Source organism: Sphingomonas endolithica (assembly GCF_025231525.1).
GTDB classification, from domain to species: Bacteria; Pseudomonadota; Alphaproteobacteria; order Sphingomonadales; family Sphingomonadaceae; genus Sphingomonas; species Sphingomonas endolithica.
This window is the reverse complement of sequence record NZ_CP103057.1, coordinates 741,499-761,469: the sequence shown is the minus strand read 5'-3', so window position 1 is coordinate 761,469 and position 19,971 is coordinate 741,499. Positions and strand designations below refer to the sequence as shown.

At 65.2% G+C, this 19,971-nt stretch carries 14 protein-coding genes and 1 pseudogene; 9 read left to right on the top strand and 6 right to left on the bottom strand.

The window, feature by feature from the left end; translation table 11 throughout:
* Positions 1-139: 139 nt before the first annotated feature.
* Positions 140-1,189: pseudogene (locus NV382_RS03680) on the bottom strand (aldo/keto reductase).
* Between the two features lie 164 nt (positions 1,190-1,353).
* On the opposite strand from NV382_RS03680, the gene NV382_RS03675 reads away from it, so the two are divergent.
* Positions 1,354-2,268 (top strand): LysR family transcriptional regulator, encoded by a 915-nt coding sequence (locus NV382_RS03675; protein ID WP_260599186.1) that lies wholly within the window; start codon positions 1,354-1,356, stop codon positions 2,266-2,268.
* Here NV382_RS03675 and NV382_RS03670 read toward each other — a convergent pair.
* On the bottom strand, positions 2,245-3,813 hold the full coding sequence (locus tag NV382_RS03670; RefSeq protein ID WP_260599185.1) for a hypothetical protein: 1,569 nt from the start codon (positions 3,811-3,813) through the stop codon (positions 2,245-2,247). The genes NV382_RS03675 and NV382_RS03670 overlap by 24 nt on opposite strands.
* A 10-nt stretch (positions 3,814-3,823) precedes the next feature.
* On the bottom strand, positions 3,824-6,712 hold the full coding sequence (locus NV382_RS03665; RefSeq protein ID WP_260599184.1) for a TonB-dependent receptor: 2,889 nt from the start codon (positions 6,710-6,712) through the stop codon (positions 3,824-3,826).
* 171 nt (positions 6,713-6,883) lie between these two features.
* On the opposite strand from NV382_RS03665, the gene agaR reads away from it, so the two are divergent.
* Positions 6,884-7,663 carry a transcriptional repressor AgaR gene (agaR, locus tag NV382_RS03660; protein ID WP_260599183.1) on the top strand — a complete coding sequence of 260 codons (780 nt, stop codon included), beginning with the start codon at positions 6,884-6,886 and terminating at the stop codon, positions 7,661-7,663.
* A 148-nt stretch (positions 7,664-7,811) separates the two neighbouring features.
* On the opposite strand, the gene NV382_RS03655 is transcribed toward agaR, so the two are convergent.
* Positions 7,812-9,017, bottom strand: coding sequence for an amidohydrolase family protein (locus tag NV382_RS03655; protein ID WP_260599182.1), 1,206 nt, complete (start codon positions 9,015-9,017; stop codon positions 7,812-7,814).
* Positions 9,018-9,055: 38 nt separating this feature from the next.
* On the opposite strand from NV382_RS03655, the gene NV382_RS03650 reads away from it, so the two are divergent.
* The 5 genes from NV382_RS03650 (at position 9,056) to NV382_RS03630 (ending at position 15,474) form a co-directional block, all read left to right on the top strand.
* Complete coding sequence (locus tag NV382_RS03650) at positions 9,056-11,146, top strand: glycoside hydrolase family 36 protein (protein WP_260599181.1); 2,091 nt, start codon at positions 9,056-9,058, stop codon at positions 11,144-11,146.
* Positions 11,143-12,063, top strand: coding sequence for a DMT family transporter (locus tag NV382_RS03645; protein ID WP_260599180.1), 921 nt, complete (start codon positions 11,143-11,145; stop codon positions 12,061-12,063). The genes NV382_RS03650 and NV382_RS03645 overlap by 4 nt, the downstream gene beginning before the upstream one ends.
* Before the next feature lie 69 nt (positions 12,064-12,132).
* Positions 12,133-13,416, top strand: a complete 1,284-nt coding sequence (locus NV382_RS03640; protein WP_260599179.1) for a D-tagatose-bisphosphate aldolase, class II, non-catalytic subunit — start codon at positions 12,133-12,135, stop codon at positions 13,414-13,416.
* Positions 13,409-14,539, top strand: coding sequence for an SIS domain-containing protein (locus NV382_RS03635; protein WP_260599178.1), 1,131 nt, complete (start codon positions 13,409-13,411; stop codon positions 14,537-14,539). The genes NV382_RS03640 and NV382_RS03635 overlap by 8 nt, the downstream gene beginning before the upstream one ends.
* On the top strand, positions 14,536-15,474 hold the full coding sequence (locus NV382_RS03630) for an N-acetylglucosamine kinase (protein ID WP_260599177.1): 939 nt from the start codon (positions 14,536-14,538) through the stop codon (positions 15,472-15,474). The genes NV382_RS03635 and NV382_RS03630 overlap by 4 nt, the downstream gene beginning before the upstream one ends.
* Before the next feature lie 33 nt (positions 15,475-15,507).
* Here NV382_RS03630 and NV382_RS03625 read toward each other — a convergent pair whose 3' ends face one another.
* Together NV382_RS03625 and NV382_RS03620 are read right to left on the bottom strand one after the other, a co-directional pair.
* Positions 15,508-16,662 carry a sensor histidine kinase gene (locus tag NV382_RS03625; RefSeq protein WP_260599176.1) on the bottom strand — a complete coding sequence of 385 codons (1,155 nt, stop codon included), beginning with the start codon at positions 16,660-16,662 and terminating at the stop codon, positions 15,508-15,510.
* Positions 16,652-17,872, bottom strand: a complete 1,221-nt coding sequence (locus NV382_RS03620) for a sigma-54-dependent transcriptional regulator (protein WP_260599175.1) — start codon at positions 17,870-17,872, stop codon at positions 16,652-16,654. Before NV382_RS03620 ends, NV382_RS03625 begins: the two co-directional genes overlap by 11 nt.
* A gap of 184 nt (positions 17,873-18,056) precedes the next feature.
* On the opposite strand from NV382_RS03620, the gene NV382_RS03615 reads away from it, so the two are divergent.
* Both NV382_RS03615 and NV382_RS03610 read left to right on the top strand, forming a co-directional pair.
* On the top strand, positions 18,057-19,280 hold the full coding sequence (locus NV382_RS03615; RefSeq protein ID WP_260599174.1) for an efflux RND transporter periplasmic adaptor subunit: 1,224 nt from the start codon (positions 18,057-18,059) through the stop codon (positions 19,278-19,280).
* 10 nt (positions 19,281-19,290) lie between these two features.
* Entirely contained in the window at positions 19,291-19,971 is a 681-nt protein-coding gene (locus tag NV382_RS03610; RefSeq protein WP_260599173.1) for an ABC transporter ATP-binding protein, read from the top strand.

Below are 19,971 nucleotides of genomic sequence, written 5' to 3'. Positions count from 1 at the left end.
GAACGACCATGTCGCAGGCCTTTGGGTATAATAAGCCGCTGGGTGACCCCGGAACAAGGCGGGGCGACGGCTTGAGTGATGCGGACGCGCCAAACCGATGCCTGCGTTCCGAAGCCAGAGGTCGATCTCGCCGGCCACATCACCCAGGCGGCTGCCTGCGCGTCCTCCACGGCTCGACCTGCTGGCCGCCGAAGATGTTTTCCCGCGGCATATCGAAGATGAAGTAGGGATTGAGCATCGGTGGCGCGCCGACGGCTGCCAGTCGCGCCTGCTGATCTGGCGTGAGCTGGATATCCAGCGCGGCCATGTTCTCGGTCACCTGTTCGGGCCGGCTGGCGCCGATCAGCACCGATGAAACGCCGGCGCGGCCCGTTACCCAGGCCAGCGCGACCTGGGCCATCGGCCGACCGACTTCCTCCGCCACGGTGCGCAACGTGTCGACGATCGCGAAGTTCGCTTCGGTAAACAGCATGCCGCCATAAGGATTATCGCCGTTGAGCCGCCCCTCGCTGCCTCCAGCTGCCGTTTCGCCGCTGCGATTGGGTAGGCTGCCCGCCGGTCCGAAATCGGCCAGCTTCTCCCGACCATATTTGCCGGTGAGCATGCCGAACCCCAGCGGACTCCAGGCGACGAGGCCGAGACCAAGCGCATCGCCGGCCGGCAACACATCCAGTTCGACGCCGCGGTCGATCAACGAATAGCTGTATTGCAGCCCGATCGGCTCGGGCAAACCGTGCGCGCGGGCCAGCGTGGCGATGTGTGCGGCGTACCAGGCGGGCGCGTTCGAGAAGCCGTAATACAGGATGTCGCCACGGCGCACCGCATCGGTGAGCGCGCGCAGCGCTTCCTCGGGCGGCGTGGTGCGATCCCACACATGCGTCCAATACAGGTCGATGAAATCGGTGCCGAGCCGACGCAGCGACCCTTCGATGCCATCACGGATGTTGCGGGCGGAATTGTCGCTGGCGAGGGGGTTGCCCTCGTGACGCGGGAAGCCGGATTAGGTCGCGATCACCATGCGATCGCGCAGCGCGCGTTCGGCGATGAAGCGGCCTAGCATCGTCTCGCTTTCGCCGCCGGAGTAGACGTCGGCCGTATCGGCGAAGTTGCCGCCTGCTTCGACATAGGCGTTGAAGATCGCGCGCGATGTGGCCTCATCGGCACCCCACCGCCCGGCGCCAAAGGTCATCGTGCCGAGCGCGAGCGGGCTGACGGCCAGGCCGGACCGCCCCAGAGTGCGGAAGTTTGTCGGGTTCATGTTGCTCATCCTTGAAGACCGGACATGAGATAGCGCGCGCGAGCGTTCCCGATTAGAGGAGATGTTCGGCATGGGTCTGTGAACGTGGTGCAGCAATGAGACGAGGCGATCTCGACGATCTGGCAGCGCTGGCGGCCGTTGCCCGGGTGGGCAGCTTTACCCGGGCGGCAGCGGAACTCGGGCTGTCGCCATCGGCGCTCAGCCACGCGATACGCGGCCTGGAGGAGCGGCTTGGCGTCCGCCTGCTCGCGCGGACGACGCGATCGGTCGCACCGACGGCTGCCGGTGCGCGGCTTTTGCTATCGCTCAACCCGGCGCTCGACGAAGTGAGAAGCGGGCTGGCCGCGCTGGCGGATTGGCGGGGGGCACCATCCGGCGCAGTGCGACTGACTGCCTTCGGCTATGCCGCGCGCACGATCCTGGCGCCGCGGCTGCCGCATTTCCTGCTCGATCATCCGGACGTGTCGATCGAGGTTATCGTCGACGATCGGCTGGTGGATCTCGTGGCGGGCGGGTTCGATGGCGGCATCCGCCTGGGCGAGACGGTGGACCGCGATATGGTCGCGGTGCCGATCGGCCCGCGCCTGCGGACTGTCGTGGTCGCTACGCCGGGCTATTTCGAGCGCCATCCGCCTCCCGCAACGCCTGGCGACCTGGAGCGCCATGTCTGCGTCAACTATCGCCTAGTCGGGGGCGGTGGACTGCTGCCGTGGGAGTTCGAGCGCAGCGGCGAAGAGGTGAAGGTGCGCCCGAGCGGGCAATTGATCGCCAATGACGAGACGCTGGCTGCAGCCACGGTGCGCGCCGGCGCCGGGCTTGGATACATGATGGAGCATGATGTGCGCGCCGAGATCGCGAATGGCAGGCTGGTGCAGGTATTGGCCGCTTGGTGCCCGGATTATCCCGGTTGCTACCTATATTACCCCAACCGGCAGGTCACGCCCGCGATGCGCGCACTGATCGACGCGTTGCGGTGGCAGCCAGGATCACTGCCGGACGTTGCGCCTTAGGGTGAGCGACGCATCGGGGTTGAGCTTTTCGCGGCAGGCCCAGCGTAAGGGGCTCCGGACGCCCTTGATCACGATCTCCGCTTTGAGACGCAGACCTTCCCACGCATTGCCCTTCGGCAGCATGAGCATTGCCTGATGGATGCCGGTCGGGCGGGGGTAGCCGGCGTCCACCGAGCCGCTGGCAAGATCACGGCCGTTCGCGTCCTGAACTGTCAGGCGCACCACGCCTGGCGGCGCGGCGACGCCGGCATTGGCGAGGCCGATCACCAAACCGGTCTGGCCGTCGCGCTCGAACGCCCAGATGAACGACGGATAGACGCGGTAACCGATGCGGCGGGCGGCATCGTCGATCGGCTGGGGGAACCGGTCGTTATAGCTGAGTACGTTCGCGGCGGCTTCGTTGTGCCAGTTCCACACCGACCAGTAATTGGCGCCGACCGCCAGCACGTGATCGATGATCCGCTCATTCTCGGTTACGCCATCGTCCAACTTCAGCTGGTCGGGTGCGCCGGTGGTCATGCCGACCTCGCTGATCGCGGCGGTCCAGGCGGGGCGGTTGCTCAGTGCGTCGATCTGCGCGTTCTCGATGAAGATCGTGTCGCTACGGATCCAGTTGCCGCTGCGCACGGTCGCATCGAGCATGTCGGCATTGCCGACATTGTTGAAGTCGGGCTGCGTGTTGGTGACGAGCGGCGTCTTGCTCCAGGCGGCAAGCTGGATGTCGAGCATGCGGCGCCACGTCTGTTCGGCCACGAGGTCGCTGGGGAATACGTGGCCCTCGAAAGGCCAGCTATGGCCCTCGCCCCAGAAGCCGTACATCATCGTATCCATATACTCGACGTCCGGACTGCCGTTCAGTTCGGCCGCGAGCAGCGCGTTCAGTTCCTCGAACGCGGCGAGATAGGCGGGATGGTCGTACCGCGGCAGGCCGTGCCGCTTGCGATAGCGGATTTGCGTACGGTCGCCCTTCCACGCGCCCTTGAGCTGGAGATAGGGCACCTTGTCCATGAGGAATTCGGGCATGCCGGGTTCGGCGAAGTCAGGATTTTCCAACATGATGCGGAAGCCGACCTGCTTGCCGTACCGTCGTGCGAGATCGAAGGTGATCTGCCACCAATCGGGGAAGTCGAGCCGACCGGGGCGTTGTTGAACCTCGCGCCAGTTCGGGCGCAGATACACCTTCTGCACGAAGGGCAGGCGGATCAGATCCTCGATCGACTTTGCCAACGTCTCGCCGGGGATACGTGGCGGGCCGGTATCGCCCGAGACGTAGACCGTGAGCCCCATGCCGCGATTGGGCACGATGTCGCGCGATGGGCTGGTGACCATCACGACTTCGCTGCCGGGCACCACTGCACCCGCGCCATATTGCGGGAACGGCCCCTGGTAGAGCCGGTCGGTCACCGGCGGGCCATTGCCCCAGTCATAATCGTGCCAGACATGTTCAGGCACGCGCGCGGCGGCGGCGGGGATAGCGGCAAGGCCGGTCCCGGCGGCGGCACTCGCCGCCAGGAACGTCCGCCGATCGAAGGTCGCCCCGCTCACCGCCGAGAGATCACAAACGGCCGCGAATGCCGAAGAAGAACGAGCGGCCGGAATATTCGTAGAAGTTCGGGACATTGCTATAGCTGTTGTCGCGCTTGATCGCCGAGCCGAGCAGGTTCGATCCCTGCCCGTAGATCGAGATGTTGTCGGTCAGATCGTAGGACAGGCTGGCGGACATTTCGTGATATCCATCCTCCTTGACCGGCAGATAGGACAGGTTGCCCGACTGCGCATAGGTGTAGCGCGACTGGAAGCTGTACGAGACCTGCGCGCCGATGCCGTGATTCTCGTAGAACAACTTGGCATTGGCCGAGAAGGGGATCGCACCCGCCAGGCGCGTGGTCACGTCGCCCGAGCTGGCCTTCGAATGGTTGTAGGTAACGTTCGCCTGCACGCCGAAGCCGTTGTCGAGGAAATATTGGCCGCCGACTTCGACGCCGTAGACCTTGGCGCTGTCGCCGTTGATGACCTGATATTCGACGAAGTCGAAATTCTGTTGCTGATTGCCGGGCTGCGCGCTGGGGGTGATCGTGACGTCCACCGGCACGGTCGAGACGAAGTTGGTGATGTGCTTGTAGAATGCCGCCGCCGTCAGAGCGAGGCGGTTGGACGGATAATATTCGAACGATACGTCGAATTGATCGGCGCTGGTTGGCTTCAGGTTAGGATTGCCCGCATCGTAGATGATGAAGGTGCCCGATTGCGCCGACGTCGCGTCCTTGGCGGGCGAGAGTTCGCCGAAGCTCGGCCGCGAGATTGCCTGCGATGCGGCGAGACGAACGCGGAAGCCATCAGTGATATCATAGGCGAAATTCACTGCGGGCAGCAGCCGCAGGTAATCGCCGCCGCCGTTGATCGAGGTCACCGGGTTGAAGTCCACATCATTATCCTGCGTGCCGACGCGCGGGATGATGCTGGCGATGGTGGCGCCATAGCCGGTCGAGGAGACCTTGGTCGACACAAGACGTGCGCCGATATCGCCGCGCCACCGGGTGCCGGCGAGGTTGAACTGCACATAGCCGGCCCAGGTCCGCTCACCGATGCGATAGGAGGCGGGCAGATTGGGCTGGACGATCTGCGTCGAATAGCCGGCGGGATAGGGCGACAAGGCGCAGCCGGGGATGGGCGTGCCGGTCGCATCCAGGCAGCTGTTGGGATTGAGAATCGCGGGGTTGTTGTCGGCGCGCGGGAGTGCCGCAAAATAGGTGTCGATGTCGAAGTACGGGAAGTTGCGCGGGAAATTGCCGGACAGCTTGCCTAGGATATTGCCTTCCCGCCCCTGTACCACCGACGCGCCAAGCTGGCCGAAGGAGAATGGGTAGCCGCAATAATTGCACGACGTGGTGTATTGATTGTCGAGCTGATCGACCGTCTTCTTGCGATCTGTCCAGGCACCGCCGAACGTGATCGACTTGAACGTGTCGTTGTCGACCTCATAGGTCAGATCGAGCTTCGCGCCCTGCGTCCGGTCCTGGATGTTCTGGCCCTGGATGCCGATATAATGGGCATGGAAATCGTCATCGGTCGCCTCGCTGAGCGGCCTGCCGCCAGGGATGGTAATGGCGAGATCGGGGATGCCGCCGTCGCGCGTGGCGAAGACCGCCGACGAGTCCGGGATGCCGGCCACGACGAAGCGGTTTTGCCCGCCAGATTTATCCTGCGCCTTGCCGTAATAACCATCCACCGCGACCTTGAGCTGGTCGATCGGCCGCCAGTCGATGTGGCCGCCGAACTGGTATGTCTGGCTCCTGCGCGGCTCGTCGGTGGTCAGCACTTCGCTGACGAAATCGTTGACCTTGAAGCCGGTGACGACGTTGTTGGAATCGACCGTGATCGAGGCAGGATCCCAACGCGGCGCGCCGTCATCATCAAGCGGATTGAGGTAGTTGGAAGAGCGATAATTGTGCTGCGCCACGTCGTAGTGGCTGTAGATGCCGTCGATCGTCAGCTCGAAATTGCTCGACGGCTTCCACTGGAACGCGCCAGCGGCGCCGATACGCTCGCGCTCACCCTGCACCGTGCCGACGCTGTAATAATCCGGCCAGATGTAGGCGGGACCGTTCTCGTTGGGATCTATCTTCCCGTCGCGATTGAAATCTACCTTGTACGCAGCCTCGGTACCGTCGGTGATCGAATATTCGCCGAGATTGTCGGTACGGAACTTGTACTTGTTGTAGCTACCGCCGACCATCACGCCCATGGTGTCGTTGGCGAAGGTGGTGCTGACCACGCCGGTGACCTTATAGCCGGCCTTGTCGACCAGATCGTTATACTGGCCCTCGACCGATCCGGATGCGTGCGTGCCGGTACGATCCAGCGGACGGGCGGTGCGCAGGTTGATGTTGCCGCCGATGCTGCCTTCCAGCTCGGACGAGCGCACGGCTTTCGACACTTCCGCACCGGAAATGATTTCGGAGGGCAGCACGTCGAACGCGAACGAGCGATCGGCGCCATCGGTTGGCAGGATGCGCCCGTTCAAGGTGGTGATCGCGAAATTCTCACCAAGGCCACGGACGGTAACAGAGCGGCCTTCGCCGCGACCGTCGCGGCCTACGGTGACGCCGGGAATGTTAGCGAGCGCTTCGGCGACGTTGCGGTTGGGGAATTTGCCCAATTCCTCGGCCGAGATGGCGTCGACGATCGTGTCGGCGTTCCGCTTGGCCTGGATCGAGCGCAACAGGCTGCCGCGCACGCCGCGCACGACGATGTCGGTGCCGCCATCGTCGGCAGCATTGGTGTCGCCCGGCTGCTGCGCCGGGTCGGTCAGCACGGTGGCGGGATCGGGAGCGGCGGTCGAGGGCTTGCTGTCCTCGGTCTGCGCGAGCGCCGCGGGGGCGGTCAGCAGCGCGGCAGCGCTGACCCCGGTAAGCACCACATTACGCACCGTGCGTCGCATCATCGCCATTCCCCTTAATATGCACGCCGGCCGTTCGATCACGGAGCCGTGCGATTTATTGCGTTTTGGTATCGCGATAGTAGCAAAACTGTCAAACAGAAAAGAAACGAAACTTGCCTGATTGTTGTACGTCTGCTTTGTCGCTGTTAGGTTTAGCGCTAACAGGAGGAGCATATGTCGGTCACGCGGGATACCAGCGGTCGGCGCCAACAGATCAGCGCTTTGGTTCGCGAACGGGGCAGCGTACAGGTCGTGCCGCTCGCCGCGCGCTTTGGCGTGTCGATGCAGACGATCCGCAAGGATCTGCATTATCTCGCCAAGCGGGGGGTGGCCGAACGCTCCTATGGCGGCGCGATATCGACCGATGCGGTGAACGTCGTGTCCGAGCCGCCGGTCGAGGCGAAGCGTGTGATCAATGTCGATGAGAAGGCAAGGATCGGCGCGCTGGCGGCGGCGATGATCCAGCCGGGCGATTCGGTCGTGCTCGATTCGGGCACCACCGCGCTGCAGATCGCGCTTCACCTGGAGGATATCGACGACGTCACCGTGCTCACCAACGATCTCGACATCCTCTGCGCGCTGGCGAGCAAGGAACGGATCAACGTGGTGATGCTGGGCGGTGCGCTCAGGCGGCGCAACCGCGCCTTTTACGGCGCGCAAACGGAAAGTGCGCTCGACGAACTGCATGTCGACAAGCTGTTTCTCGGCGTGGACGGCTTCGACGTCGAACGCGGTATCACCACCCATTTCGAACTTGAGGCGGTGCTCAACCGCAAGATGGTGAAGGCGGCGGGGCAGGTGATTGCGGTAACCGACCGGTCGAAGTTCGGGCGGGTGTGTCTGCACCGGATTATGAACGTCGCGGAGATCGACGATCTGGTGACCGATGCGGTGGACGCCGATGGAATGCAGGCGGCGGCGGATCGATTGGGGTTTCGTCTGCACGTCGCCTGAGAGTGGGGTGAGGGGGCACCCCAGCCTCGCCGTCATCCCGGACTTGTCCCGGGGTCCACCGTTCCACAAACCAAACGCTGGTAAGTTGGCGGCGCAGCCGACCCCAGGAACAAGTCCGGGGTGACGGGTATCGTGATTAGACTCAGCCCTACAGCTTGAAAAACCGCTGCGCGTTTTTCCAGTAGATCTTGTCGATCACGCCGCGTGGTAGATCGAGTCCCTTGGCATCGGCGTTGATCGCATCCACCCGCTGGCCGAGCGGCGTGGCCAGGTAGCGCCAGTCCGCACGCCATACTTGATCGGCTTCCTTGGCGAAATTGCCCGTGGCCGGCGGATTCTGGGCGCGGCCGGCGGGGTCGGGCGGGCTGTCGGTCAAATCGGTACCGTAGAGAATGCGGTCCTGATACTTGATGAAGAAGGCGCGGACCTTGGGCATGTCGGCGTTGGATTGCACTTGCAGGTTGGACATGCGCGCCGCCAGATCGACGACCGTATTGGGATAGCGATCGAAGAAGCGCGAAAGCTCATCCACGCTCCATTCCAGGCTCGCCATGTGCGCGCCATCGAACGCCAGCTTCGGGTGCCGCGCGACGAAGCGATCGCGCGCTGCCATCAGCGCTTCGTAGCTGGGTTCCTCCGGGTGGAGGAACATGTAATATTCGGGATGCGCCTTGAAGTACGAACGGTCGTTTTCGGTCGTCATCTGATCGAGCGGCAGCCAGCAATTCTTGGGCTCGGCTTGGTGGGCGATCAGGGGAATGCCGCGCTGTTCGAGGTGCGCCATCACGCCCTCGAAGCGCGGATCGTCCAGGAACACGCGCTTGCCCTGCGCATCCTTCGCAACCATGCCAATATTCTTCCACACCTTTACCGCGACCGCGCCGCGCGCGAACGCCGCGTCCAACGCAGCGTTGGTGCGTTCGGTCCAGCCCGGCGTGCCGAAGCCCTGCATCGACAGCGTGGTGGCGAAATGGAACTGCTTGGCGTCCTTGGCCTGCATCTGGTGCGCGATCGTCGCTTGCAACGGCAGCGGCGGAAAGTCCGGATAATCGACGTTGATCGACAGGAGTTCGACGCCGTCGCGGTGAGCCACCTCCAGGAAGCGGGGATCGTTCACATTGGCATGGACGTGCGCGTCGAATTTTGGAACGCGGGCAAAATCCGCCTCGCTATAACCGGGGGCAGGCGCGGCGGCGCCGATCAGCAATGCCGACGTCGTAAACAACATGATGGTCTTAAGCGCCCGCATACCACTCTCCGCATGAATTCTAAACGAAACAAAACGATCATTTAAATTGCGAATAGGGTTTGCGCCGCTGCTGCGGTTGGTGCAACATCTTTCTCCGACGGCCAAGTCGAGTAACCGGCCGATATCAGGGGAGCCCTATCGCCATGCTGTCCAATCTCGTCGATCGCCGTGCGATGCTCGGCCGCCTGATGGCCAGCGCGGCACTGGTTTCTGGTCCGACGCTGGCCACACGTGCCTGGGCTGCGGCGCCGGCGGGTGTGAAGCTCGGCGATGGGACGTTGGGGATCGAGTTCGACAGCGCGATGCGGTCGCGCGTGTCGTTCGGTGGCAAGGCGGTAACGCCGATGGCCGCGGGCGAGGCATTGTTTCTTGCGGATCGCCGCGTACTCGACAAGTTCCTGCTGCTCGATCACGACGAGGAGAAGGTCGCCGGGCGGCACGGCCCAGGGCGCCGGCACCGGCTGCGCAGCACCGCGGGTGGCGCGGTGGAGCAGGTGCTCGATATCACGTTCCTTGATCGTTATCCCGGGCTGGCGCTGTACGAAATGCGCTATCGCAATACCGGCACCACGCCGCTGGCGATCGCCGGCTGGCGCGTCGCGACGCATGACCTGTTGAGCGATCCCGCCGGCGCGTACAGCTTTGCCGGCGCTTCCTATCCAGATCGCCGCGATTGGGTGCAGAAAGTGGCGCCGGGCTTCGAGCAGCGCAACTTCATGGGCATGAACGGTTCGGATTACGGCGGCGGCACGCCGGTCGCGGTGGTTTGGCGGCGCGACGCCGGGCTGGCGGTCGGCCATGTCGAGACGGTGCCGCGGCTGATCTCGCTGCCGGTCGCGGCGCAGCCGGACGGCACGCGTGTCGGCCTGTCCGGCGACGAGCCGACATTGCTCGCGCCCGGCGCGACGCTGACGCTGCCGACGGCGTTCCTGATGGCGCATGACGGCGATCATTTCCGCCCGCTCGACGCCTATCGCCGGATCATGGCCGAGCGCGGCCTGTCGGCACCGGAGATCCCGGAGTCGAGCTACGGCCCAATCTGGTGCGCCTGGGGGTACGAGCGCAATTTCACCGCCGAGCAGGTGTACGGCACGCTGCCCAAGGCCAAGGAGCTTGGCTTCGAATGGGCAGTGATGGACGATGGCTGGCAGACGTCGGAAGGCGACTGGAAGCTCGACCGCAAGAAATTTCCGCGGGGCGACGCCGACATGAAGGCGTTCGTGAAGCGCATCAAGGCGGACGGCATGCGCCCGCGTTTGTGGCTCGCCCCGCTGGCAGTCGATCCCGGCACGGATATGCTACGCGATCGCCCGGACATGCTGATCCTCGACCGCAACGGCGCGGCGCAGAATGTGAGTTGGTGGAGCGCGTTCACGATGTGCCCGGCCTATCCGCCGGTGGTCGATTTCTTCCGTGCGCAGGTCCACCGGATCATCGGCGACTGGGGCTATGAGGGGCTGAAGCTCGATGGTCAGCATCTGAACGGCGTCGCGCCCTGCTACAATCCGGCCCACAACCATGCGCGCCCGGAGGAATCGTTCGAGAAACTGCAGGATTTCTGGAAGGCGCTGTACGACGAGGCGATGGCGATCAACCCGCAGGCGATCATGGAGATCTGTCCGTGCGGCGACAGCTTCGCGTTCCACAATATCCCGGCGATGAACAATACGCCGGCGTCCGATCCCACCTCGTCCTGGCAGGTTCGGCTTAAGGGCAAGACGTTCAAAGCGCTGATGGGGCCGTCGGCGCCCTATTCCGGCGACCATGTCGAGCTGAGCGATGGGCGCAACGATTTCGCTTCGACCTACGGCATTGGCGCGATCCCTTCGACCAAGTTCACGTGGCCGAAGGACGTGCCTAACCCGACCGATCCACTGCCGCCGGGCGGCTATCTACTCACGCCGGAGAAGGAAGCGCTGTGGCGCAAGTGGATAGACCTGTACCGCGCCAACATGTTGTCCAAGGGCCGCTATCTCGGCGGCCTCTACGATATCGGCTTCGACAAGCCCGAGGCGCATGCGATCGAGCGCGAGGGGGCGCTGCATTACGCCTTCTACGCCGACAGCTGGGATGGCGCGCTCACGCTGCGTGGCCTGGGGGCAGGGCGCTATGCGCTGACGGACAGTTTCACGGGCAAGCTGCTCGGCACCGCTACCGCGGCACGCAATCGAATCCCGGCTACATTCAAGCGCTTCCTGCTCATCCGCGCCACGCCTGAGGGAGCCAAGGCATGAATGCTGCCGTCACGCCGTCGAGCCGCGCCTGGCTGATCAATGCGCTGGTCACGGTGGTGCTATGGGGCGTGTGGGGCGCCTTTTCCGGGCTGTCGCCGCAGCACGGTTTCCCCGAAACCCTGGTCTATTGCGTCTGGGCACTCACGATGATCCCGCCGGCCTTGGTCGTGCTGGCGCAGGCCGGCTGGCGGCTGGACACGTCACCGCGGGCGATCGGCTATGGGCTGGCGATCGGGCTGCTCGGTGCGGGCGGGCAGATGGTGCTCTTCTATGCCGTGGCGCGGGGTCCTGCCTATCTGATCTTCCCGATCATCTCGCTGTCGCCGATCATCACCATCGCTTTGTCGTTCGTGCTGATGCGCGAGCGCACGGGGCGCATGGGCGCATTCGGCATCCTGCTCGCCTTGCTCGCGCTGCCGACGTTCGATTTCGCGCCGGGCAGCGGGGGCGGGGCGTCTGCCGCGTGGCTGATCCCGGCGATGATCGTGATGCTGTGCTGGGGCGTGCAGGCCTATTTCATGAAGGCCGCCAACCACGTCATGCCGGGCGAAAGCATCTTCGTGTACATGATGCTCTCAGGGCTGGTGCTGATCCCGGTTGCCTGGGCGATGACCGACTTCAGCCGGCCGATCAACTGGGGGCTGGACGGCCCGTGGCTCGCCGCGTTGATCCAGGTGCTCAACGCGATCGGCGCGCTGACGTTGGTGTTCGCGTTTCGCTACGGCAAGGCGATCATCGTCGCGCCGCTCGCCAATGCCGGCGCCCCGCTCGCCACCGCCTTGCTGTCGCTGGTGATCCTCGGCGTGGTGCCGGGGCCGCTCAAGAGCGTAGGGATCGCGCTCGCGTTGGTCGCCTCGCTGCTGCTGGCGATCGAACCCGACGCCAAGGACCCGGAAGCTATAGTCGAAACCGTCTAGTTTCGTTATATTTCGTTTCGTTGTGCATTCAACATTGATAAGATACGAGCCGCAGCCGAAGGAGCCGACGTGCAAGCGATTCTAGACATGGTGCTACGGCACAAGGCCGGCGAACGGGTCGGCGTGACCTCGGTCTGCTCGGCGCACCCTTTGGTGATCGAGGCAACGCTACGTCATGCGCTGGTAACCGATCAGCCGATCGTGCTGATCGAGGCGACGTCCAACCAGGTCAATCAGGATGGCGGCTATACCGGCATGGTACCGGCCGATTATCGCGATTTCGTGCAGGCGATCGCCGCGAAGGTCGGCTTCCCGCTCGACCGGCTGGTGCTCGGCGGCGATCATCTCGGCCCCAACGCCTGGACCGCCGCGCCGGCTGCCGAAGCGCTCGACAGGGCCGATGTGATGGTGACTGCTTATGTCCGCGCCGGCTTCCGCAAGATCCATCTCGATTGTTCGATGAGTTGCGCCGACGATCCCGTGCCGTTGCCGGAGCAGACGATCGCCGAGCGCGCCGCGCGCTTGTGCGCCGCGGCGGAAGCGGCATTCGATGGCAATCCCGCGGAGGCGCCGGTCTATGTCATCGGCACCGAAGTGCCGGTGCCCGGCGGCGCGGCGGAGGATCTCGAGGAACTCGCCGTCACCACGCCGGAAGCGGCGATCGCGACGGTCGACATGCACCGTGATCTGTTCCGTGCCTCCGGGCTGAACAGCGCATGGGATCGCGTGATCGCCACGGTCGTTCAGCCCGGTGTTGAATTCGATCACGACAAAGTCGTCGATTACCGCCCCGAGCGCGCCGCAGCGCTCAGCCATGCGATCGAGCCCGTCGAGCATCTGGTGTTCGAGGCGCATTCGACCGATTACCAGACGGCCGAGGCGCTCGCCGCTTTGGTGCGCGACCATTATGCGATACTAAAGGTCGGGCCGGGCGTGACCTTCGCGCTGCGCGAAGCCCTGTGGGCACTTGATGCGATCGAGGCGGAAACGGTGCCAGCGGCCGATCGTGCCGGCCTGCGTGCTGTCACGCTTGCGCGGATGCAGGCCGAGCCCAAGAACTGGCGCAAATATTATCATGCCACCGGCGCGGCGCTCGACTTCCAGCTGCAATACAGCCTGTCGGACCGCATTCGCTATTACTGGCCCGACGCGGAGATCGCCGCCGCGCAGGAGCGACTTTTCGCCAACCTGCGCCAGGCGCCGCCGCCGCTGGCGCTGGTCAGCCAGTATCTGCCGCTGAGCTATGCCGCGGTACGCGCCGCCCAGGCGACGCTCGACCCTGCCGAACTGGTCATGGCGCACATCGCCGCCACGCTCGACGCCTATCATGGAGCCTGTTTTCCCGATGCCTGACACCCTGCTCGCCGTCGAGGCCGACGATACCTCCTGGACCCGCCGCGAAATCGCGCAGCAACCCGAGACGCTGCGTGCCACGCAAGCCTTGCTGCGCGCGCACCAGGCTGAGATCGAGGCGTTCGTCGCGCCGTTGCTGGCGCGTGCGGACCTGCGCATCGTGCTAACCGGCGCCGGTACGTCGGCATTCATCGGCGAATGCCTGGCGCCGTGGCTGTCGAACGTATTGGGGCGCCCGGTGGAGGCGATCGCCACGACGGACATCGTCAGCACGCCCGCGCTGTATTTGCGCGCCGAGGCGCCAACCCTGCTCGTGTCGTTTGGTCGCTCGGGTAGTAGCCCGGAAAGCGTCGCTGCCGTCGACCTGGTCGACGCGCGTGTGACCGACGCCTATCACCTGATCATCACCTGCAATGCCGAAGGCGAATTGGCGCGCCGCGGCAGCGACAAGACCCATGTCGTGGTGCTGCCCGATGCGACACATGATCGCAGCTTCGCCATGACCTCGAGCTTCAGCGCGATGATGCTCGCGGCATTGTCGATCCTCGGGGGCATCGACGCGCTCGACGCGCGCGTGCCGGCGATCGCCGCGGCGGTGGCGGATGTGCTGGCACAGGCCGAGCCGTTGGTCCGCGATCTCGGCACGCGCGGGTTCAAGCGCGTCGTCTATCTCGGTAGCGGCGTCTTCAAAGGGCTCGCCCGCGAGGCGGCACTGAAGCTGATGGAGTTGAGCGACGGCGCGGTCGTGACGGCATTCGATACGGCATTGGGTTTCCGCCACGGCCCCAAGACGATCATCAACGGCGACACGCTGGCCGTGGTGTTCGTGTCGAACGATCCGCTCACGCGGCGCTACGACCTCGATATCGTCGCGGAACTGCGCCGTGATGCCCATTGCGGGGCGTTGGTGGTGATCTCCGCTGATCCGGACGACGGGGCCGATATCACGATTGCTGGCATGGTCGATGCGGCGGATGCAGACCTTCTGTTCCCGTTCATCGTGCCCGCACAATTGTTCGGCTTGCACGTATCGCTCGCGTTGGGCCTGACGCCCGATCGCCCGAATGCGAGCGGCACCGTCAACCGGGTCGTGCAGGGCGTGCGGATCTACGCTGCCGCATGAGCGAGGGCGCCTATTATCTGGGGGTCGACGGCGGCGGCACCAAGACAGAATTCGTCTGCATCGATGCGGCCGGCACGGTGGTTGCGCGGGCCGTGACCGGCACGACCTATCACCTCGAAGTCGGGCTGGAGGAAGCGGTGTCGCGGTTGCGGCACGGCGTGATGGCGATCTGTGGCCAGCTTGATATCGGCCCCGACGCGCTCGCCTTCGTCTTCTTCGGCCTGCCGGCTTATGGCGAAGACAGCGTCATCGACCCGCAACTCCACGCCGCGTGTCAATCGCTGCTCCGCCATGATCGCTACGCCTGTGGCAACGACATGGTGTGCGGCTGGGCCGGGTCGCTCGGCTGCGAGGACGGCATCAACATCGTCGCCGGTACCGGCTCGATCGGCTATGGCGAGCGCGACGGCAAGGGCGCCAGGGCAGGTGGCTGGGGCGAAGTGTTCGGCGACGAAGGCTCGGCCTACTGGATCGCGATCCAGGGACTGGCGTTGTTCTCGCGCATGAGCGACGGGCGTGCGCCCAAAGACGTGCTGCACGGGCGCATCGTGGAAGCATTGTCGCTCGGGGACGATCTCGACCTGTGCCAGCGCATCATGGGGCCGGGCGCGATGGGCCGCAGTGAGATTGCGGCGTTGGCGAGCCTGGTGTCGCGGGCCGCGGCCGATGGCGACACCGGTGCCAATGCCATCCTGGTATCGGCGGCGCAGGAATTGGCCGCGTTGGCGATCGGCCTGCGCAAGGTGCTCGGTTTTTCGTCCGACGCGCGGGTGCCGCTGTCATGGTCCGGTGGCGTGTTGTCGCAGGAGCCGTTGGTGCGGGACGCGTTTGCCGGGATCATCGAGGCCACGGGACTTTTCTCGTTGACGGAACCTCGCCATGCGCCGGGCTATGGTGCCGCGCTGTATGCGCAAGGGTTGGCGCGTAGGAAGTAAGCAGGCTGGTCCGCACACGCCTACTCGCGTTGGCTATTGCGGCACCGCCAAGTCGAACGTCGTTGGCGAAACGGCGCGCAGGGTCACGTCGCCGCCGTGGGATTGTGCGATCTGCCGAGCAGCAGCGAGGCCGATGCCGGTGCCTTTGGGTTTGGTGGTAAAGAACGGTGTAAAGATCGAGGCGCGGTGGGTGGGATCGACGCCGGGGCCGGGATCGGTGACGTGGAAGACGATGCGGTCGGCCGATGCTGTGGCCGATAAATGCACGGTTCCCTGCGCACCGCTCGCCTCGACGCCGTTGCGTAGCAAAGCCAGTAGTGCCTGCACGATCTGGCCGCGATCGAGCGAGGCGATCGCTCCGGCCGGATCGGCTATGACCAGCGTCGCTTGGTTCCCCCATTGCGCGTCGAACAATCGGGCGAGATCGGCGAACAGGTCGGCGAGCGTGACAGGGGCGAGCAGGGGGTCGGGCAGGCGCGCTACCTCTCGGTAGGCTTCGGTAAAGCGGCGCAGGCCATCGGCACGGCGGGCGAGTGTGGCGAGGATTTCCGGCAGCAACCGATCGCGCCGTTCAGGTACGGCCATGACCGCGAGTGCGCTTTCGGCGAGCGAGGTGATCGGCGCCATCGCGTTCATCACCTCATGGCCGAGCACGCGCAGCAGGTCGCGCGTGGCGCGTGCTTCGGCGGCATGTTCCTCGGTCTCGACGTCGACCAACGCCACCAACGTACGCGGCGCGCCGAGCCCCTGAACAGCGACGCGATCGATCCGCCAGCCACGTCCCCCAAGGCGCAGTCGCACCGCATCATGGGAGAGCAGGGAAGGTGGGGCGGGCAGCACCAGATCGTCGGTGGCAAATAGCGACCGCGCGGCACGGTTGAGCGTACGAACGCGCGCGCCATCGATCGCGAGCAGCGCGCCGGGGGTCTGATCCAGCAATGCGCGCAGCATGATGCGCTCGTCTTCGCTGTCATCCGTGCTGACGGAGACGATCGGCACGTCGCGCGGGTGAACGGCAGTCCACCACAGCATGGCGGTCAACCAGACCGCGACCAACACGGCCACCAGCATCGTGCCATAGAAGCCATGGCGCAGCGCCCACACCAAGATCGCCCCGATCGCAACCAGCCCGGCCCCGACAGCGATCGCGCCGAAGCCGTGGAGATTGGGGGTGCGCTCAGAGGCCATGGCGTGTCATCCGCCGATAGAGCGCCTGCCGGCTAAGCCCGAGCGACGCGGCGGCGTGGCTGACATTGTGGTGATGCTGGCGCAGTGCCGCCTCGATCATCACCCGTTCGGAGCCGGAAAGCGATAATTCGAGCGGCGTCACCGGACTGGGCGCTGCGGCGGCGATCGCCTGAACCAGCTTGGGGACTAGTGCGCCGGCATCGATCACGCCATCATCGTCCAGCAGCACCGCACGTTCGACCGCCTGGGCCAGTCCCCGGACCTCGTCAGGCAGATTGTGCGCGAGGATCAGGGCTTCGGCGGAAGCGGTGAGTGGCGGAACCGGCTTGCCGTGGCGTTCGGCCGCGACACGGGCGAAATGACGCGCGAGCAGCACCGCGTCCGCCCCGCGCGCCGCGAGTGGCGGCAGCGGCAGGATGATCGTGCCGAGCCGGGCGCGCAGTCTCGGCGACAGGCGCTCGGGCAAGTCCACGATGGTGATCGTGCGCACCTCGTCCGGAAGTCGATCGATCAGCCGCGCTTGACGCACGGCGTCGATCTGATCGACATGGCGGAGGATCAGCGTGCCGACCGCAGCATCGACCCGGGGCCAGGCTGCTTCGTCGCGGACGTCGATCGTGCTCGGGCGATCATCGGCATAAGCCGAGCCCTCATGGATCAGGGCGGCGGCGAGACTGCGCCCCGTGCCGGCTAGGCCAGAAACCAGGACGCTTGCAGATGTCGGCGCGATCCGGCGGATCAGGTCGCGCGCGGCGACTATTGGCGCACTGTCGCCGAGCAGGCGATGCGGCGGGGCCGGCATGCTGGCGCCGACAAGCGGGTGCCGCGCGCGTTTGGCAATCGCGGCCTCTACCCGCGCGATCAGATCGGCATTCCGCCACGGCTTGATCACGAAATCGAGCGCGCCCGCCTGCATCGCCGCAACGGCAATGCGGATGCCGCTATGCGCGGTGATGACGACAACCGTAGCCTGTGGATCCTCAGCGACGATACGCGCCAGGCAGGCAAAGCCCTCGGCGCCACTGGTCTGCCCTTGGGTGAAGTTGAGATCGAGCAGGATCGCCTCATAGTGCCGCTGTGCCAGCATCGAGAAGGCTTCCTCCGGCGCATGCGCCACATCGACGGCGTGGCCGACGCAGTCGAACGCCAGCGCGATCGCCCGCGCGACATCGGGATTGTCGTCGATCAGCAGAATCGCCGCGCTTGACACGTTGCCAGCTGTCCGTGTCCGGACAGTGTGTCCGGACACGGACAGTGGCGGTGCGGTTACGTCGCGCTTAGTCATTGAAATCTAGTGCTTTGGGCATTTCGGCGATCCTGGGTGACACTGCACCATGATGACCGATCGACCCGTACACGCAACAGCTTCTCCCGGCGCGGGCATGGATCGACGCGTGGCGAAGAAGGCGCTGCCATGGTGGCGGCATCGCACGATGCTGGTCGCGGTCGCATTGGTGCTGGCTGTCGTCGTCGTTTGGCGCGTCCTGCCGGCGAGCGGATCGACCGATATTGCCGTTGCTGATATCGATACCGGGGCGGTGGTCCGCGCGCCGTTTGCCGATTATCTGCCGGTCCGTGCGACCGTCGCACCGCGGCTGACAACCCTGGTCGGCGTGCTGTCTGGCGGGCAGGTCGAAACGCTGTCGGTACAGGATGGCGCGATGGTCGCCGCTGGCCAGCCGCTCGCCCACTTGGGCAACCCTGAGCTCCGGCTGGAGGTGCTCACCCGCGAAGCACAAATTGCGGGACAGCTCGGCGACGTGTCTGGGCAGGATCTCAGTATCGAGCGCAACCGGCTCGACCGTGCCAGCCAGATCGCGCAGGCGAATTACGATTTGATCAAGGCGCGCCGCGAACTCGGCATCCGGCAGCAACTGCACGCAAAGGGCATCGTCTCCGATGCCGGCGTGCGCAGCTATGTCGAGGAAGCCGCCTATCAGGAGAAGCGCCTCGCCCAGCTGCAATCGGGCAATGCCGCGGAGGCGCGAATCACCGCGCTGCAGGAGGCGCGGCTTGCCGATACGCGGGGGCGGCTGTCGGGCAATCTGGCAGCGGTGCGTGCCGGGCTCGATGCACTGGTGGTGCGGGCGCCCACGGGTGGGCGGCTGACCAACTTCGTGCTGCAACCGGGGCAGACGCTAAAGCCCGGCGACCCGGCGGGGCAGATCGACAGCGAGGGATCTTGGAAGCTGGAGGCCGATGTCGACGAATATTATCTCGGTCGTGTTGCGCTGGGTCAAAAGGCGTCGATCAATGGTGCGCGGCTGACCGTGTCCAAGGTACTGCCGGCGGTGAAGGACGGGCGTTTCCGCATCGAACTGACGTTCGAGGGCAGCCCGCCGGCAGGGCTGAACCGCGGTCAGACGCTCGACACCCGCATCACACTCGGCAGTACCGCGCCCGCCTTGGTCGCGCCGGTCGGCGGGTGGCTAGATGCGGGCGGCGGGACCAGCGCTTTCGTCATCGATGCCGACGGGCGTCACGCACGCCGGCGCGCCGTGACGGTCGGCCGCCGTAACCCGGAGCAGGTCGAGATCCTGTCCGGCCTCCAGCCCGGCGAGCGTCTCGTCACCTCCAATACGGCGTCCGTGAAGGGCGCCATCCTCAACCTTCGCTGAAAGGCCCGCCATGATCCGCCTAGAGAATATCCAGCGCCGCTACGTCTCCGATGAGGTCGAAACGACCGCGCTCCACGACATCGACCTGCATGTCGAGGCGGGCGAGTTCGTTGCCGTGATGGGCCCGTCGGGGTGCGGCAAATCGACCCTGCTCAACACTCTGGGCACGGTCGATCGGCCGAGCGGCGGCAGATATCTGTTCGGCGAGCGCGACCTTGCCGCACTCGACGAAGCGGCGCTGGCGCGGTTCAGGGGGGAGACTCTGGGGTTCGTGTTCCAGAGCTTCAACCTGATCGACGAGCTGACCATCGCCGAGAACGTCGAACTTGGCCTTGCCTATCGAAAGGACAAGACGGGCGACCGGCGCACGCGCGTCACCGCGGCGATGGACAAGGTCGGCATCGCCCATCGGGCCCGCCACTATCCGCACCAATTGTCGGGCGGCCAGCAGCAGCGCGCCGCCATCGCCCGCGCGATCGTCGGCGACCCGAAGCTGATCCTGGCGGACGAGCCGACCGGCAATCTGGATAGCGAGAACGGCGCGCAGGTGATGAACATCCTGACCGGCCTCAACCAGGAAGGAGCGACGATCGTGATGGTCACGCACTCGCCCTCGCACGCCGACATGGCGCGGCGCCGCATCGACATGCTCGACGGCCGCATCGTCGCCTCGGTCGCCCGCGCACTCTGA